This window comes from Streptomyces sp. NPDC017676, from assembly GCF_044329325.1.
Lineage (GTDB): Bacteria > Actinomycetota > Actinomycetes > Streptomycetales > Streptomycetaceae > Streptomyces.
On sequence record NZ_JBIRJA010000008.1, the window covers coordinates 60,414 to 76,244 of the forward strand.

The following is a 15,831-nucleotide window of genomic DNA, read 5'->3' on the forward strand; positions in this document are numbered from 1 at the left end:
CGCGAAGATGTCCGAAACAGAGGTGGTGGCCCGGGCCGTCAGCCCGCCGACTCCGCCGCGTGCGGGCTCAGCACGCCGGCGCCGACCAGGGCGATGATCACCACACCGAGGGCGATGCGGTACCAGACGAACGGCATGAAGCTCTTGTTGGAGATCCACTTCATGAACCATGCGATGACCGCGTATCCCGAGGCGAACGCGATCACCGTCGCGAACAGGGTGGGCGGCCAGTCCACATGTCCCTCGCCCAGCGAGTCCTTCACCTCGAAGGCGCCGGAGGCGAGGACGGCCGGGATGGCGAGCAGGAAGGAGTAGCGGGCCGCGGCCTCGCGCCGGTAGCCCATGAACAGGCCGCCGCTGATGGTCGCGCCGGAGCGGGAGACGCCGGGGATGAGGGCGCAGGCCTGGCAGAGACCGAAGATCAGGCCGTCCTTGACGCCGAGGTTCTCCAGCGACTTGCGCTGCTTGGGCGCCCGGTGCCGGCCGCCGGTCTCGTCCCGGGCCGCCATCCGGTCGGCGATGCCGATGATCACGCCGATGACGATGAGCATGGTGGCGGTGATCCGCAGATCGCGGAACGGCCCCTCGATCTGGTCCTTCAGCGTCACGCCCAGCAGCCCGATCGGGATGGAGCCGACGATCACCAGCCAGCCCATCTGCGCGTCGTGGTTGTGCCGCATCGCCTTGTCGAACAGCGAGCGGAACCAGGAGGAGATGATCCGGCCGATGTCCTTGCGGAAGTAGATGAGGACCGCGGTCTCCGTGCCGATCTGCGTGATGGCCGTGAAGGCCGCCCCCGGGTCCTTCCAGCCGGAGAACGCCGCGGTCAGCCGCAGGTGCGCGCTGGAGGAGACGGGCAGGAACTCGGTCAGCCCCTGGACGAGTCCGAGGACGAGGGATTCAAACCAAGACATGAAGGTATGGCGTCCAAGCGCTGAGGGATGAAGAGGTGATCATGTGACGGAGGAAGCGTAGCGGGCCCCGCCGGCAGCGCGGCGGCGAGGTCCCTCCTAGGCGGCCGACGGCCCGGTGACGGTCCAGCCCGGGGTCTGCGGGCGGGCCGTCAGGTCCTCATGGCGCACGGGATCGCCGCAGGCCTGGCACGTGACCACCGGCACCAGCTCCTCGCCGCAGCAGTGCTCGACGACCATGGGCAGATCGACGCCGTTGCGGAGGTGCCGGTCGCCCCACTCCTTGAGGGTCATCAGGACCGGCTCCAGCTCCAGCCCGGCCTGCGTGGGCCGGTACTCGAAACGCTGGGGGCGCTCGCTGTAGAGGCGCTTGGTGAGGATGCCGGCCTCGACGAGGCGGCGCAGCCGGGTGGACAGGATGTCGCGCGGGGCGCCGATGTTGCGCACGAGCTGGTCGAAGCGGCCGTTGCCCAGGCACACCTCCCGCAGGACGAGCAGGGAGTACTTCTCGCCGACGACCGCGAGGGCGTCGGCGATCGAGCAGGGGCGCGAGTCCTTCGTGGCGGCCATGCGGCCCAGTCTAAAGGAGGGTTTGAATTTCCAACCCTAGGGGTTATGGTGGATCCAGATTTCCTACTCACCGGTAACTCGTCCGATCAAGCTGGAGGCCGGCGCCATGCGAGACGCGGTCATCGTCGAAGCCGTACGCACCCCCGTCGGCAAGGGCAAGCCGAACGGCTCCCTCGCCCACGTCCACCCCGTGCAACTCCTCGCCCACACCCTGCGCACCCTGGTCGAGCGCTCCGGCGTCGACCCCGCGCTCATCGACGACTGATCGGCGGCACCGTCGACCAGGTCGGCGAGCAGGCCATGAACACCACCCGGTACGCCGTGCTCGCCGCCGGCCTCCCCGAGTCCGTCCCGGCGACCACCGTGGACCGCCAGTGCGGCTCCTCCCAGCAGGCCGTCCACTTCGCCGCGCAGGGCGTGATCTCGGGCGCGTACGACCTCGTCGTCGCCTGCGGTGTGGAGTCGATGAGCCGGGTGCCGATGTGGTCCAACGTGCCCGAGGGCAAGGACCCGTTCGGGCCCGGCGTCGCCGAGCGCTACCCGGACGGCCTGGTCCCGCAGGGGATCAGCGCCGAACTCATCGCCGCCAAGTGGTCCCTCACGCGCGCGCGGATGGACGAGTTCGCCGTCTCCTCGCACCACAAGGCCGCCGCCGCGTGGCGGGCCGGGCTGTTCGACGCCGAGGTCGCCCCGCTCGACGGCGTCGCCCGCGACGAGTGCGTCCGCCCGGACAGCACCCCGGAGATTCTCGCCGGACTCAAGCCCGCCTACTACGACCCCGGCTTCGCCGAGCGCTTCCCGCAGATCGAGTGGAACGTCACCGCGGGCAACGCGAGCCCCATCAACGACGGCGCCTCGGCCGTCCTGATCACCTCCAGCGACACCGCGGCCCGGCTCGGCCTGCGCCCGCTCGCCCGCCTCCACAGCTTCGCCGTGACCGGCTCCGACCCGCTGCTCATGCTCACCGGGGTCATCCCGGCCACCGAGAAGGTGCTGCGCCGGGCCGGGCTGAAGCTGGACGACATCGACCTGTTCGAGGTCAACGAGGCCTTCTCCAGCGTGGTGCTCGCCTGGCAGCAGGAGACCGGCGCCGACCTCGCCAAGGTCAACGTGCACGGCGGCGCCATCGCCCTCGGGCACCCCCTCGGCGCCAGCGGCACCCGCCTGACCACGACCCTGGTCCACGCGATGCGCGAACGCGGCGCCCGCTACGCCCTGCAGACCATGTGCGAGGCGGGCGGACTCGCCAACGCGATGATCCTGGAAGGCGTCTGAGCCCGGGCTCCCGCCGGGGACCGGACAGGGGCAGGCGCAGCGCCGAGCCGCGCCCCGTCGGCCTCCCGGGGCGCACCCCGCCCGCACCGTCGGCTTCCTGGCCCTCGTCGTCCGGGCGGACGTCCTCGCGGTGCCGCAGGGACCGCCGGCGGTCACCCAGGGCCGCCACCGGGGTGCCCGGCGCCACGCGCGCGGCCTGCGCCCGCCGTGGCCCGCTCACGTCGGTGCGGGAGTGGCGCGGTGGGCGTGCCGGGCACGGTGATGGTGCCGGATCAGGCGGAAGGCGCTTCCCGGTGGACGGGCGCCGCCGTTCAGCGGCCGCGCAACTGGTGGCGCCTGCGCCAGGCCACCACCGTGCCCGCCAGCGCGGGTACGGCGATGCAGGCCATCGCGATCAGGAAGGCGGGGGAGGTCGGCGCCGAGGCGCGGGCGCCGGCGACGGCGTAGGCGGCGGTGTTCGGGATCGAGCCGAGACCGGTGGCCAGCAGGAAGGGCAGCCAGCCCATGCGGGAGACGGCCGCGCAGTAGTTCGCCGCCCAGAACGGCACCCCCGGGAAGAGCCGCAGGGCCAGCATGGACCGGAACCCGTGCCGGCTGAGCTGTCCGTCGGCCGCCCGCAGCCAGCGTCCCCGCAGCAGCGGGCGCAGCGCGTCCTGCCCGAGCAGCCGGCCCAGTCCGAAGGCCACCCCCGCCCCGAGCACCGTACCCGCCAGCGCCGTCGCCAGCCCCACCTGCGAGCCGAACAGCGCGCCCGCGGCCAGGTTCAGCAAGGGGCGCGGCACGAACGCCACGGTGCACAGCCCGTACGCCGCGGCGAACACGACGGCCGCCGCGGCCCCGCCGAGCTGCGGCGGCCAGCCGTGCGTCAGCAGCCGCTGCGGCTCGAAGAGCAGCACGCACGCGGCGGCACCCACGAGCAGGGCGACCAACAGCGACAGCCGTGCGTACGGGGACAGCAGCACGCGGGTGCAGCGGGCGGCCAATCCCGGTGGGCGCAGGGGAAGACCGGGGACGACGAGCTCCTGGGCGGCGGCCCGGGGAGAGGCCGTGGCGGTGCCAGAGCGGTTGGCATCGAGCATCCGTCGACAGTAACCGACGAACGTGTGTGATCGCCGTCAGCTGTGTCCCATGACGGTCACAGCACCCGGAGGGCGGTGAACGGGAAGGCGAACGAGAAGGGTCCAGGCGTTCGTGGCGCCTGGACCCGTGCCTCACGCGGCGGGCCGGACCGCGTGCCTCATGCGGCCAGAGCGTGACCTGGGTGCAGGACCACCTTGGTGTAGCCCTCGATCCGCTTGTCGAACTTCTCGTACGCCTGCGGTGCCTGATCCAGCGGCAGCTCGTGGGAGACCACGAAACTGGGCTTGGCCCGCCCGGCGATGATCATGTCGCGCAGCTGGCGGTTGTACCGCTTGACGTTGCACTGACCGGTGCCCATCTGCTGGCCCTTCTCGAACATCCGGCCGATGGAGACCAGCAGCTGACCGTGCTTGGCGTGCTCGTCGGGGCCGCCGGGGTCCGAGGGCACGTACAGACCCGGTATGCCGAGCATGCCCGTCGGCCGTACCGTCTCGACCAACTCGTTGAGGACGATGGCGGGTTCCTCGTGGCTGGCGTCGTGGCTCTGGGCCTGGTAGCCGACGGCGTCGACGCCCTTGTCGGTGCCCTCACCTCCGGTCTGTTCCTTGATCTGCTCCGCCGGGTCGCCCTGGGTGAAGTCGATGGGGATGGCTCCGATCTCCTCCGCCTTGGCCAGCCGCTCGGGCACCCGGTCGACGGAGAAGACCTTCGCCGCACCGCGCAGCAGCGCCGAGTAGGCGGCCATCAGGCCCACCGGTCCGGCGCCGTAGACGGCCACGGACTCACCGGGGGACACCTGGGCGAGTTCGCAACCGTGATAGCCGGTCGGGAAGATGTCGGCGAGCAGCACGAAGTCCGTCTCGAACTCCTCGCCCGGGGGCAGCTTCAGGCAGTTGAAGTCGGCGTACGGCACCCGCAGCCGCTCGGCCTGGCCGCCGATGAACGGCCCCATCGCGACGTAGCCGTAGGCTCCGCCGGCGAATCCGGGGTTGACCGTCAGGCAGAAACCGGTCTTCCCGGCGAGACAGTTCTTGCAGAATCCGCAGGCGACGTTGAACGGCATCACGACGCGGTCACCCTGGGAGAGGGAGGTCACCCCGTCGCCGACCTCCTCGATGACGCCCAGGTTCTCGTGTCCGAAGACGATGCCCGCCGGGGCCGCCGTGCGTCCCTCGTACATGTGCAGGTCCGAGCCGCATATCGCGGTCGACGTGACCCGTACGAGGACATCGTTGGGGTGCTGGATCTGAGGGTCCTGGACCTCCTTCACCGTCACGCTGAAAGGCTCTTCGTAGACGACGGCTTTCACGTCTGTCACCTCCGCGTCGAGCGTCACCCCCCTGTCTTCCAGGGAACGCCCGTACGGAAGGGGCCGCAAGCCACGTCGGGAAGGATCGATGTATCGGGCATCGAAATCGCGGAAGCGGACGACGCCCGAAAACCATTCGACGCCGGACGTGCCGTCGGCGATGATCGACGGCATGTTCCGGTACGCCTTCCTCGTCGCAGCATCCGCCGTCGCGGATGCTCCGAAGGCTGCCGTGCCGCACCTCGTGGCCGCCGTCGACGGCGCCCGAAGCTGACCCTCTCCGGATCGTCCGGCGGACCCCGCAGGGGGAGGGTCGGCCGGTTCCCGGGGTCCCGCGTCTTCCGTCACGGCTGAGAGGCTTCGAGGTACAGCCATGTCCAAAACGGCCTACGTGCGCACCAAGCCGCACCTGAACATCGGCACCATGGGTCACGTCGACCACGGCAAGACCACCCTGACCGCCGCCATCACCAAGGTCCTCGCCGAGCGCGGCACCGGCACCTTCGTACCGTTCGACCGCATCGACCGCGCCCCGGAGGAGGCCGCCCGCGGCATCACCATCAACATCGCCCACGTCGAGTACGAGACCGACACCCGGCACTACGCCCACGTCGACATGCCGGGCCACGCCGACTACGTCAAGAACATGGTCACCGGCGCCGCCCAGCTCGACGGGGCCATCCTCGTCGTCTCCGCGCTCGACGGGATCATGCCGCAGACCGCCGAACACGTTCTGCTCGCCCGGCAGGTCGGCGTCGACCACATCGTGGTCGCGCTGAACAAGGCCGACGCGGGCGACGAGGAGCTGACCGACCTCGTCGAACTGGAGGTCCGCGACCTGCTCACCACCCAGGGGTACCCGGGCGACGCCGTCCCCGTCGTCCGCGTCTCCGGGCTGAGGGCCCTGGAGGGCGACCCGCGCTGGACGGCGTCCGTCGAGGCACTGCTCGACGCGGTGGACACCTACGTGCCCACGCCGGAGCGGTACCTGGACGCGCCGTTCCTGCTGCCGGTCGAGAACGTGCTCACCATCACCGGGAGGGGCACGGTCGTGACCGGGGCCGTGGAGCGCGGGACCCTCCGGCTGGGCGACCGGGTGACGGTGCTGGGCGCGGACACCGAGACCGTGGTCACCGGCATCGAGACCTTCGGCAAGCCGATGCAGGAGGCGCAGGCCGGCGACAACGTGGCGCTGCTGCTGCGCGGGGTGCCCCGGGACGCCGTCCGGCGCGGGCACGTGGTCGCGGCACCGGGCAGTGTGGTGCCGAGCCGGCGGTTCACGGCGCGGGTGTACGTGCTGTCCGCGGGTGAGGGGGGTCGTACGACGCCGGTCGTCAGCGGCTACCGGCCGCAGTTCTACATCAGGACCGCGGACGTCGTGGGCTCCGTGGACCTCGGCGAGGTGGCCGCGGCCCGGCCCGGGGACACGGTCGGGATGAGCGTCGAGCTGGGCCGGGAGGTGCCGTTGGAGCCGGGGCTCGGCTTCGCGATCCGTGAGGGCGGGCGGACCGTGGGAGCGGGGACCGTCGTCGCCGTGGGGTGAGCGGGCGCGGGAGGCGCGGGGGTGAACGGGTGCGGGGAGGCGGACGCCGACAATGAAGAGGTGAACGCATCGATACCCGTCACCCGCACCACCGACCACGGCACCGCCAAGCTGATGCCCGACGTCGACCGTGAGCGGGCCTGGCTGCTCACGGTCGACGGGGCACCGCAGTCCTACGTCGACCTGGACGATCCGCAGTACCTGGAGTTCGAGTACGCGCGGCGGCTGGGCTACGTCCTGGACACCGTCGCCGAGGCCGGCCGGGCGGTGGACGCGGTGCACCTGGGCGGGGGAGCGCTCACGCTTCCCCGGTACCTCGCCGCCACCCGGCCCGGCTCCCGGCAGGACGTGGTCGAGGCCGACCGGGGACTGCTGGAGCTGGTCACCGAGCGGCTGCCGCTGCCGGAGGGCTCCGGCATCGCGCTGCACGCGGCCGATGCCCGGGCCTGGCTGGAGGGCGCGCCGGACGACCACGCCGATGTGCTGATCGCCGATGTGTTCGGCGGGTCCCGGGTGCCGGCGCACCTGACCACGCTCGCCTACGTCCGTGAGGCCGAGCGGGTGCTGCGGGGCGGCGGGGTCTATCTGGCCAACCTCGCGGACGCCGCGCCGTTCGCGTTCCTCCGGTCCCAACTGGCCACGCTGGCAGCTGTGTTCGAGGAGCTCGCGCTGATCGCGGAGCCGGCCGTACTGCGCGGGCGGCGGTTCGGGAACGCGGTGGTCGTGGCCTCGCACCGGCCGCTGGACACCGCCGCGCCGGCCCGGCGCGCCGCGGCGGACGCCTTTCCGGCGCGGGTCGAACACGGCGCGGCGGTGCGGGAGTTCATCGGTGCTGCGCGGCCGGTCGAGGACGCCGACGCCGTACCGTCACCCGAGCCCCCCGACGGGGCGTTCGGCATCGGCTGACGGCGCCGGGGAACCGGCGACCGGATGCGTGCGGCGGGTGAGATCGCGGACGTCCGGGACCAGCAGCACCAGGGCGGTGACCAGGACCACCAGGCCGGCGCAGCCCCACAGGGCGGCCGTGCGGCCGACGGCGTCCTCGGCCGGGCCGGCCAGGGCCGTGGCGAGCGGCATGAGGGAGACCGAGCCGAACCAGTCGTAGGCCGAGACCCGGGAGAGCTTGTCCTCGGGGATCTCCTGGTGCAGCGCGGTCATCCAGGAGACTCCGAACACCTCCACCGTCGTACCCGCGACGAACATCACCCCGTACAGCACGCCCGCCGGCACCGGCACGGCCAGCGCGGCCCCCGGCAGGGCCAGCGGGAAGACGCACAGCGTGCCGGCGAGCAGCAGGCGGCGGGGCTTCCAGCGGGTCATCAGCAGGGCACCGGCCACCGTGCCCGCACCGAAGGCGGCCAGGGCCAGGCCCCACGGGCCCGGGCCGCCCAGGCTGTCCTGGGCGACGAGGGGGCCGTAGACCGCGTCGGCCGCGCCGACCACCGCGTTGGCGATCGAGAACTGCACGACGATGCCCCACAGCCAGGGCCGGCCGGTGAACTCCCGCCATCCCTCGCGGAGGTCGGCCAGCATGCCCCCGCCCGGCGCGCGCGGCGGGATGTGGCTGACGTCGAGGAAGGAGCGCAGCGCGGCGGCGACGGCGAAGGCCGCCGCGTCGAGGGCGAGCACCCAGCCGGGGCCGACGGCCGCGACCAGGGCGCCGCCCAGTGCCGCGCCGCCGAGGGCCGCGCCCTGGATGGCCATGCGGAAGACGGCGAACGCCCGGCCCGCCTGTTCGCCCGCCACGGACGACATCAGCATGCCCTCCGCGGCGGGGCCGAAGAACGCCTGACCGGTGCCGCCGAGCGCGGTGAGCAGCATCATCTGCCACAGCCGGGGCTCACCGGCCAGGACGAGGGCCGCGAACGCCGCCTGGGAGAGGCAGTTGAGCGTGTTGGCGGCGACCATCACCCGGTGCCGGGGGAGCCGGTCCGCGACCGCGCCGCCGATGAGCAGGAAGACCACCAGCGGCAGGGTGCGGGATGCGGCCACCAGGCCGACGTCCCCGCCGTCGCCGCCCGACTCCAGCACGGCGAACGCGGCGGCGATCAGCGAGCCGTTCGCGCCGAGGCCCGTCACGATGGCGGCCGCGGTCAGCAGGGAGTAGTTGCGCCCCGCCCACGCGGGTCCACGGGGGCGGGCGGGGGAGCCGGAGGTCTGGGTCACCGGCCGACTATCCCCGCCCGGCTCCCGCTGTGCCAAGCGGGTTTGCGGACGTCGTGGGGGTCATTCCGCGATCGGGTCGCCGTGCAGCCGTACCGTGCTGAGTATCTTGTTCATCGTCGCGTCGGGCACTTCGTCCTTGACGCCCTTCGCGCCGTAGAACGTCCAAGAGACGAAGCTGCCCGTGGAGTTCTTGAAGGCGAACGTGGTGGCCTTGCCGTCGGTGTCGCACTTGTTCTTCTTCGGCACGCCGATGACGTACGACGTCGCGACGCTGCCCTTCACGCCCGACGCCGTCGTGAAGGACTTCGCCTTGCCGATGCGCAGGTACTTCTTGGCGGCCTCGGACTGGTCGGTGTAACCGCCGAAGGCGAAGGTGGCCGAGTCGCCGCGGGCGATGCTCGCGGTGTCCTTGGCGCCGTTCTCGCCCTTCGTGCCGCCGGCCGCGAGCGCGTGCGACTCCTTGGTGCCGCTGTCCTCGGAGGTGCAGTAGTCCGGCTTCAGGAACGTGGTGCCGGAGAAGCCGATGTACGCGGAGCCGTCGCCCTTCGTCTCGTCCTCGAAGAAGGAGAAGACGCCGGGCCGCTCCACCTCCCAGTCGGCGGGTACGTCGAAGGCCGTACCGTACTTGGGGTTGACCACGACCTTCCAGCCCGCCACGGTCGGCTTCTCGGTCTCGTTGCCGCGCGGGTCGCCGCTCGCGGACGACGTGGGCGAGGCGGACTCGGTGGCCGTCGGTGACGGGCTCGTGTGCTGTCCGCCCTTGCCGTTGTCCGCCTCGTCTTCCTTGGAACCGCCCAGTACCAGATAGCCGGTCACGGCGGCGGTGACGACGACCGCAGTGGCCGCGACGATCGCGACGAGCTTGGTGCGGCCGCCACCGCCCTGCGGGGGCTGGGGCACGGGCGCGCCGGGGGGCTGCCCCGGCTGCCCCCACTGCGGCTGCTGTCCGTACGGGCCGGCCTGCGGCTGCTGTCCGTAGGGGCCCGTCTGCGCCTGCTGGCCGTAGGGACCGGCCTGCTGGTAGCCGGGCTGCTGGTACGGGTTCGGCTGCTGGTAGCCGGGCTGCTGATACGGGTTGTTCTGCTGGTTCTGCTGGTTCTGCTGCGGGTTGGGCGCGCCCCCTGGCGGCTGCTGATCTGGCCACATGGCCAGTAACCCTAGTGGCTTCCCTGGTCAGGCTCGGCTACTCGTGAGTAACATGACGGCCATGAGCGCAGACCAGATGTCGATCGGCGACATGCTCGCCGCCACCGTGCCCATGGCTCGGACCCTCAACCTGGAGTTCCTCCAGACCGCGCCCGACAAGGCCGTGGTCTCCCTGCCGGACCAGAGCGCGTACCACAACCACGTGGGCGGCCCGCACGCCGGTGCGATGTTCACCCTCGGGGAGTCGGCCAGCGGTGCCATCGTGCTGGCCGCCTTCGGGGACCAGCTCTCGCGCGCCGTGCCGCTCGCCGTGCGGGCGGAGATCGCCTACAAGAAGCTGGCCATGGGCGCCGTCACCGCCACCGCGACGCTGGGCCGACCGGCCGCCGACGTTGTCGCCGAACTCGACGCCGGGCAGCGCCCCGAGTTCCCGGTCTCGGTCGAGATCCGGCGCGCGGACGGTGCCGTGACCGGCGAGATGACCGTCGTGTGGACCCTCCGCCCGAACGAGCCGCAGAAGTGAGCCCCGCGCCCCGCGCCCGGCATGCCGGGGCAGGGCGCCGGTCGCGCGGCTGATCGCGCGCCGAGCTTGCCGGGGACGGCCGTTCGCGGCCGTCCCCGCCGCGATGACGCCTCCGAGCCCGCCGCCCCGGGAGGCCGGGGACCTGATGGTCCACGAGCCGCGCGAGGGCGCGTACTTGAGAGAGGCTGCTCAGAGATTCTTGACGGCCTTGCCTCCGGGGACGCCCGGGAAGAACAGTCGCGGGCCCACGCCGGAAGGGTCACGCACGCGAACCACGAGCCCCGGTCCCCGGGCGGCCGCGAGCGATCGAAATCGTCCCAAGTGGCAAACCCCGCCGGTGGCGGCGCTACGACGTATCCCAAGACCTTTCACCAGAAACGAGCGACGCGCTCGGGTTCCGCGCAGTCGAAGGTGACGGTACCGGCGGTAACCCTCGCGCGGCGAACGGAATTTGCCGCCGAAGGCATTCTCGCTCCTTGTTTCCCGCGAGTCGCCTGTGCCAAGGTGAGCCTCCCCACGGGAGGGCAAAGGCAGACGGCGTCGATGTCAAGGCCGGCCCTTCAGGTATGCACCGATCAGGCACTGCTTTCCCGCAGGACCCGCCCCCACATGCGGTCCCGCGGCTGGAAAGGAAATGGTTCCGTGCAGTCCTCTCACCCCCCACGCCCGCCCTATCCACCCCTGCCCGGCCCGGCCGGGGAGTCCGACCGCGCCCTCGTCGCCCGGCTGAACGGCCCGGACGACGCCCGCCACCACGCCGTCGCGCTGCTGCTCGCCCGGCACTGGCGGGCCACCCGCGACTACGCCGTGATCTGCCTGGCCGCCGCCGGGCCCACCGCCCAGCAGGTGGCCACCGCCGCCTTCCACCAGGTGCTCGGCCGCGCGGCGGGCGGCGTGATCGGCGGCGCCCTGCGCCCGCGGCTGCTGGTCGCCGTCCTTGACACCGTCCGCGCCTGGGCCTCGGACGAGGCCGCCCGCATCGTCCTGCCGGAATTGCGCAAAACCACCGGCGGGCGCGGACTGGGCGCCACAAAGCCCGGACCGCCGGAAAGCAGGCAGCTCGCCGCTCGCGCATTCCGGGCCCTTCCCGGCGCCTCGCAATGCCTTCTCTGGCACACCGAGGTCGAAGCCGAACCCATAAACATACCCGCTGGTCTGTCGGGGATCGACCCGGCCACCGCGACAACTGCTCTGGCGCAGGCGCGCGAGCAATTCCGCGCCGGTTGCGTACGCGCGCACCGTGAACTCGCGCCCACCAAGGAATGCCGCTTCCTCAACCGGCTCCTCGACGTCCCCATCCGGCGCGGCGGCGTCCTGCTGCCGGACGTGCGCCGGCACCTGACGGTCTGCGCCCACTGCCGGTACGCCGCCGAACAACTCGGCCTCTTCGACGGTGGCCTGCCCCTGCTGCTCGCCGAGACCGTGCTCGGCTGGGGAGCCCGCCGCTACCTCGACTCCCGCCCCGGCCGCGGCGCCCGTGGGGAATGGCCGCCCCCGCCGGTCCCGTCGGCCGCACCCGCGGTCACCGGCGGCCGGCACCGCACGCGACCCGGGCACCGCCACCGCACGGCCCTCGCCGTCGGCGTCGGACTCACCTCGCTCGCGCTGCTCGCCACCGTCCTCGTGGTCCGGGGCCGGTCGGACGACGACGGTGTCCCCGGCCCCGGCGCCACCTGGGGTGCCCCGGTCGGCGGCACCACACGGCCGAGCGGCGCCGGCGTCCGCCCCGCCACCCCACCCTCCGCCGCCTCCGCCGCGACCTCCGCCGGCGCACCCGTCGAGATCGCCCACGGTGCCCTGCGCGGCCTGGCCTCCGGACTCTGCCTGGACGTGCGCGGCGACCGGATCACCCCGGGTGCGGGCGTCCGCCTCGCCCCGTGCTCGGCGGCGGCCTCACAGCAGTGGTCGTACCGGGACGACGGTCTGCTGCACAGCGCCGCCGACCCCACCCTCTGCCTCGCCGCCGACCCCCGGACGAAGAGCGTCACGCTGGCCGGCTGCGTCGTGCCCGCCGGGGAGGTGTCCTACGACGTCACGGTCCGCGGCGAGATCCTGCTCCGCCGCCACCACGAGTCGGCCCTGACACCGGCCTCCGGCCGTCCCGGCGCACGGGTCGGTCTCGGCCGACGTGACGGGTCGGCGAAGCAGAGGTGGGTGCTGGGGGCGGGCGCGGACGCGGGCGCGGCGGCACCTCCTGGGTCCGGGTCGGAGGGCTTCGGCGCCGGGGTGGATGGGCCGGGCGCGGGGTCGAGGGGTTCTGGTGCCGGGGTGGGCGGGTCGGGTGCGGGCCACCGGGGTATCGGTGGCGGGGTGGATGGGTCGGGTGCGGGTCCGCGGGGTTTCGGTGCTGAGACGCCTGGTTTCGGCGGAGCCGGGTCGGGTGTGCGATCGCGGGGTTTCGGCGCCGGGGTGGATGGATCGGGTGCCGGGCCGCATGGATGCGGTGCGGGGGTGGACGGATCGGGTTTCAGGCCGCAGGGGTTTGGTGCAGGGGCGGCCGGGTCGGGTGCCGGGCCGCTGGGATTCGGCGCTGGATCGGTGGGACCGGACGTGCCCGGTCGGCCGGGCGAGCGCGGCGAGTCCAGTGGGCCCGGCGGGTCCGGAGGGCCCGGTGCCGGGCGGCCGGAGGCGTCGAAAGGTGGTGCCGGACAGGCCCAAGGGCTGCTCGTCGACGCCCGAGTCGGGTGGGCGGGTGGGAGAGCTGGGTTCGCCGGGCCGACGGCACTGGTCATGGTGTGCCCCGGCACGAACACCTGCGACGGCGGCTTGTCGACGCCCGAGTCGGGTGGGCGGGTGGGCAGGCCGGTTCACAACACCCCCGCCCGGATCAGCGCCGACAACACCAACGCCCCCGGCAGCAACGGCACCCAGTCCGACAGCACCCGGTACCCGATCACCGTAGCCGTCGCCACCGCAGGCTCCGCCCCGAATGTGACCAGCGTCCACACCAGCGCCGCGTCGACCGCCAGCCCGCCCGGCGCCGGTACCGCCCCGACCGCCGTGCCCGCCGCCAGATAGGCGAGCACCACCTGCTCCCATGGCAGGCCCAGCCCGAGCGAGGCCCCGACACAGGCCAGCGTGCCGGCCTGCACCAGCGGCATCGCGACCGCCCCGCCCCACAGGGCGAGCACCCGGGAGGGGCGGGAGTGCACCACGCGCACGTCGGCCAGCGCGGAGCGCAGCAGCCCGGTCACCGGCCGCCGTAACGGCCGTACGACCGTCAGCAGCACCCCCGCCACCGCGACCGCCCCGCCCGCGACGGCGGCGAGCGGCACGAGCAGTCGCCCGTCCGGGACCAGGTCCCCGAGGCGCCGCCAGGCCGGGGACAGCGCCAGGAACACCAGCAGGACCAGCGTCTTCGCCGTGGACCTGGCCAGCGAGTACAGCCCGATCGACGCGGTCGCCCGCTCCAGCGGCACCCCCCGGCCGCGCAGAAAGCGCAGGGTGACCGCGTGGGCACCGAGCCCGGCCGGGAGCGCGTGGTTGGCGGCGCCGGCCGCGAACTGCGAGGCCAGCAGCAGCCCCGGCGGCAGCCGGTCGGGCAGGGCGCCCTGCCGGGCACAGGAGGCGGCCACCCAGGTCAGACAGGTGAAACCGGCTCCGGCCAGCAGCCACCCCGGGTCGGCCGCGACCAGCCGCCGTACTCCCTCGTACACCACGGGCCGGTTGACCACGGCCCAGCCGGCGGCGAGCAGCAGGGGGGCCAGGCACAGGGCCAGCCGTACCGGTCGGGCGGACCTGCGGGACGCGGGGCGGTCCGGTGGCGTGGCCCCGGCACAGGGATCCGGGGCCGGCGCGGCGGACCCCGGGCGGGGCGCCGCGGCCGGGGGCAGCGAGCGGGACGGGGACAGTGAGGACACGGGGACGTCGTCCTTCCGCGGCGGGCCCCACGGGGGGCCTGGGGGAGGCGGGCCGGGCGGAACCGCGGAGAGCCTTCCCCTCCCGCGTGACACCGGGATGGCCGGAAACGTAAGGGGCGAGGGCGGGACGGTGCCGCGGGCCGGGCGCGGGCAAGCGGCCGTTCACCGCCGACCAGGTAGCCTTCCCTCGGGGCGCGCTTTGCATGCGACGACCCGGCGGGCAAGGACAGCGACAGGGGAGGACCGGCGGTGCACGTCCAGGAATGGCTCGACTCGGTGCCGGCGGCCGCCGTCTACGCCGTGGTGGCTCTGGTGATCGGTCTGGAGAGCCTGGGCATCCCGCTGCCGGGGGAGATCATCCTGGTCTCCGCGGCGCTGATGTCCTCCCAGCACTCTGGCGTCAACCCGGTCGTCCTCGGTGCCTGCGCGACCGCGGGCGCGGTGATCGGCGACTCCATCGGCTACGCCATCGGCCGCAAGGGCGGACGCCCGCTGCTGGCCTGGCTCGCCAAGAAATTCCCACGTCACTTCAGCGAGGGCCATGTGGCCACCGCCGAGCGGTCCTTCGAGAAGTGGGGCATGTGGGCGGTCTTCTTCGGCCGCTTCGTCGCGCTGCTGCGCATCTTCGCCGGCCCCCTCGCGGGCGTCCTGCACATGCCGTACTGGAAGTTCCTCATCGCCAACGTCCTCGGCGGCATCTGCTGGGCCGGCGGCACGACGGCCGTCATCTACTACGTGGGCATCGTCGCCGAGGACTGGCTGAAGCGCTTCTCGTACGTGGGCCTCGCGGTGGCGGTGCTGATCGGCCTGGCCTCCATGCTGATCCTCAAGCGCAAGGCGAAGAAGGCCCAGCCGGACCAGCGGGAAGCGGAACCGGTGAGCGCCGGGGAGTGACCGGCTCCCCGCCGACGGGCCCTACTCGTGCACCCCGCGGTGCGCCTTGCCCAACTCGGCGTACAGGGTGCCGTTGAGGGTGACGCCCTCCCGCTCCTCCTCGGAGAGGGGCCGCTTCACCTTCGCCGGCACCCCCGCCACCAGCGACCCGGCCGGCACCACCATCCCCTGCGGCACCAGCGCCTGGGCCGCGACCAGCGAGCCCGCGCCGATCACCGCCCCGTTGAGCACGGTCGCCCCCATCCCGATGAGGCAGTCGTCCTCGACGGTCGCCCCGTGGACCACCGCGTTGTGCCCGATGGAGACCCGCTCGCCGACGGTGACGGGAAACCCGGGATCGGCGTGCAGGGTGACGTTGTCCTGCACATTGGCCCGTGCCCCCACGGTGATCTTCTCGACGTCGCCGCGCACCACGGCCCCGTACCAGACACTGGCCCCCGCGTGCAGGGCGACGTCCCCGATCACGGACGCCGTGGGCGCCACGAACGCCTCCGGATCGATGCGCGGTTCCTTGCCCCCGATACCCACGATCAGCGCCTTGTGCGTCATCACCG

General features: G+C 73.0%; 13 protein-coding genes and 3 pseudogenes. 7 read left to right on the top strand and 9 right to left on the bottom strand.

What is annotated here, in order from left to right; genetic code table 11:
- Positions 1 to 38: 38 nt before the first annotated feature.
- Positions 39 to 914, bottom strand: coding sequence for an undecaprenyl-diphosphate phosphatase (locus ACH4LD_RS18615; protein WP_398058833.1), 876 nt, complete (start codon positions 912 to 914; stop codon positions 39 to 41).
- Between the two features lie 96 nt (positions 915 to 1,010).
- Entirely contained in the window at positions 1,011 to 1,481 is a 471-nt protein-coding gene (locus ACH4LD_RS18620) for a winged helix-turn-helix transcriptional regulator (RefSeq protein WP_398058832.1), read from the bottom strand.
- A 106-nt stretch (positions 1,482 to 1,587) separates the two neighbouring features.
- Here ACH4LD_RS18620 and ACH4LD_RS18625 point away from each other — a divergent pair.
- Positions 1,588 to 2,756: pseudogene (locus tag ACH4LD_RS18625) on the top strand (thiolase family protein).
- A gap of 311 nt (positions 2,757 to 3,067) precedes the next feature.
- Here ACH4LD_RS18625 and ACH4LD_RS18630 read toward each other — a convergent pair.
- Both ACH4LD_RS18630 and ACH4LD_RS18635 read right to left on the bottom strand, forming a co-directional pair.
- On the bottom strand, positions 3,068 to 3,835 hold the full coding sequence (locus ACH4LD_RS18630; RefSeq protein WP_398058831.1) for a TVP38/TMEM64 family protein: 768 nt from the start codon (positions 3,833 to 3,835) through the stop codon (positions 3,068 to 3,070).
- Positions 3,836 to 3,993: 158 nt separating this feature from the next.
- Positions 3,994 to 5,145: a glutathione-independent formaldehyde dehydrogenase gene (locus ACH4LD_RS18635; protein ID WP_398058830.1), complete on the bottom strand. Its 1,152-nt coding sequence runs from the start codon at positions 5,143 to 5,145 to the stop codon at positions 3,994 to 3,996.
- Between the two features lie 88 nt (positions 5,146 to 5,233).
- Between ACH4LD_RS18635 and ACH4LD_RS18640 the strand changes: the two genes are divergently transcribed.
- From ACH4LD_RS18640 to ACH4LD_RS18650, 3 genes are all read left to right on the top strand, one after another.
- Positions 5,234 to 5,419 carry a hypothetical protein gene (locus ACH4LD_RS18640; RefSeq protein ID WP_132788453.1) on the top strand — a complete coding sequence of 62 codons (186 nt, stop codon included), beginning with the start codon at positions 5,234 to 5,236 and terminating at the stop codon, positions 5,417 to 5,419.
- Positions 5,420 to 5,518: 99 nt separating this feature from the next.
- Complete coding sequence (tuf, locus tag ACH4LD_RS18645) at positions 5,519 to 6,688, top strand: elongation factor Tu (protein WP_398058829.1); 1,170 nt, start codon at positions 5,519 to 5,521, stop codon at positions 6,686 to 6,688.
- A gap of 60 nt (positions 6,689 to 6,748) precedes the next feature.
- A complete protein-coding gene (locus ACH4LD_RS18650; RefSeq protein WP_398058828.1) occupies positions 6,749 to 7,594 on the top strand; it encodes a spermidine synthase in 846 nt (281 codons plus the stop codon).
- Here the strand turns inward: ACH4LD_RS18650 and ACH4LD_RS18655 are convergent.
- Positions 7,556 to 8,854: an MFS transporter gene (locus ACH4LD_RS18655; RefSeq protein ID WP_398058827.1), complete on the bottom strand. Its 1,299-nt coding sequence runs from the start codon at positions 8,852 to 8,854 to the stop codon at positions 7,556 to 7,558. The two genes, ACH4LD_RS18650 and ACH4LD_RS18655, sit on opposite strands and share 39 nt — an antisense overlap.
- Before the next feature lie 60 nt (positions 8,855 to 8,914).
- Complete coding sequence (locus tag ACH4LD_RS18660) at positions 8,915 to 10,000, bottom strand: hypothetical protein (protein WP_398058826.1); 1,086 nt, start codon at positions 9,998 to 10,000, stop codon at positions 8,915 to 8,917.
- A gap of 61 nt (positions 10,001 to 10,061) precedes the next feature.
- Here ACH4LD_RS18660 and ACH4LD_RS18665 point away from each other — a divergent pair, with 61 nt between their 5' ends.
- Positions 10,062 to 10,523 (top strand): DUF4442 domain-containing protein, encoded by a 462-nt coding sequence (locus tag ACH4LD_RS18665; RefSeq protein ID WP_207928510.1) that lies wholly within the window; start codon positions 10,062 to 10,064, stop codon positions 10,521 to 10,523.
- Between the two features lie 195 nt (positions 10,524 to 10,718).
- On the opposite strand, the pseudogene ACH4LD_RS18670 reads toward ACH4LD_RS18665, so the two are convergent.
- A pseudogene (locus tag ACH4LD_RS18670) lies at positions 10,719 to 10,990 on the bottom strand (VOC family protein); the annotation flags it as partial.
- Positions 10,991 to 11,165: 175 nt separating this feature from the next.
- Here ACH4LD_RS18670 and ACH4LD_RS18675 point away from each other — a divergent pair.
- A pseudogene (locus ACH4LD_RS18675) lies at positions 11,166 to 12,773 on the top strand (RICIN domain-containing protein); the annotation flags it as partial.
- Positions 12,774 to 13,330: 557 nt separating this feature from the next.
- Here ACH4LD_RS18675 and ACH4LD_RS18680 read toward each other — a convergent pair.
- A complete protein-coding gene (locus ACH4LD_RS18680; protein ID WP_398058825.1) occupies positions 13,331 to 14,383 on the bottom strand; it encodes a YbhN family protein in 1,053 nt (350 codons plus the stop codon).
- A 249-nt stretch (positions 14,384 to 14,632) separates the two neighbouring features.
- Here ACH4LD_RS18680 and ACH4LD_RS18685 point away from each other — a divergent pair, with 249 nt between their 5' ends.
- Entirely contained in the window at positions 14,633 to 15,277 is a 645-nt protein-coding gene (locus tag ACH4LD_RS18685; protein WP_398058824.1) for a DedA family protein, read from the top strand.
- A gap of 21 nt (positions 15,278 to 15,298) precedes the next feature.
- Here ACH4LD_RS18685 and ACH4LD_RS18690 read toward each other — a convergent pair whose 3' ends face one another.
- Complete coding sequence (locus ACH4LD_RS18690; RefSeq protein ID WP_398058823.1) at positions 15,299 to 15,826, bottom strand: gamma carbonic anhydrase family protein; 528 nt, start codon at positions 15,824 to 15,826, stop codon at positions 15,299 to 15,301.
- Positions 15,827 to 15,831 lie beyond the last annotated feature (5 nt).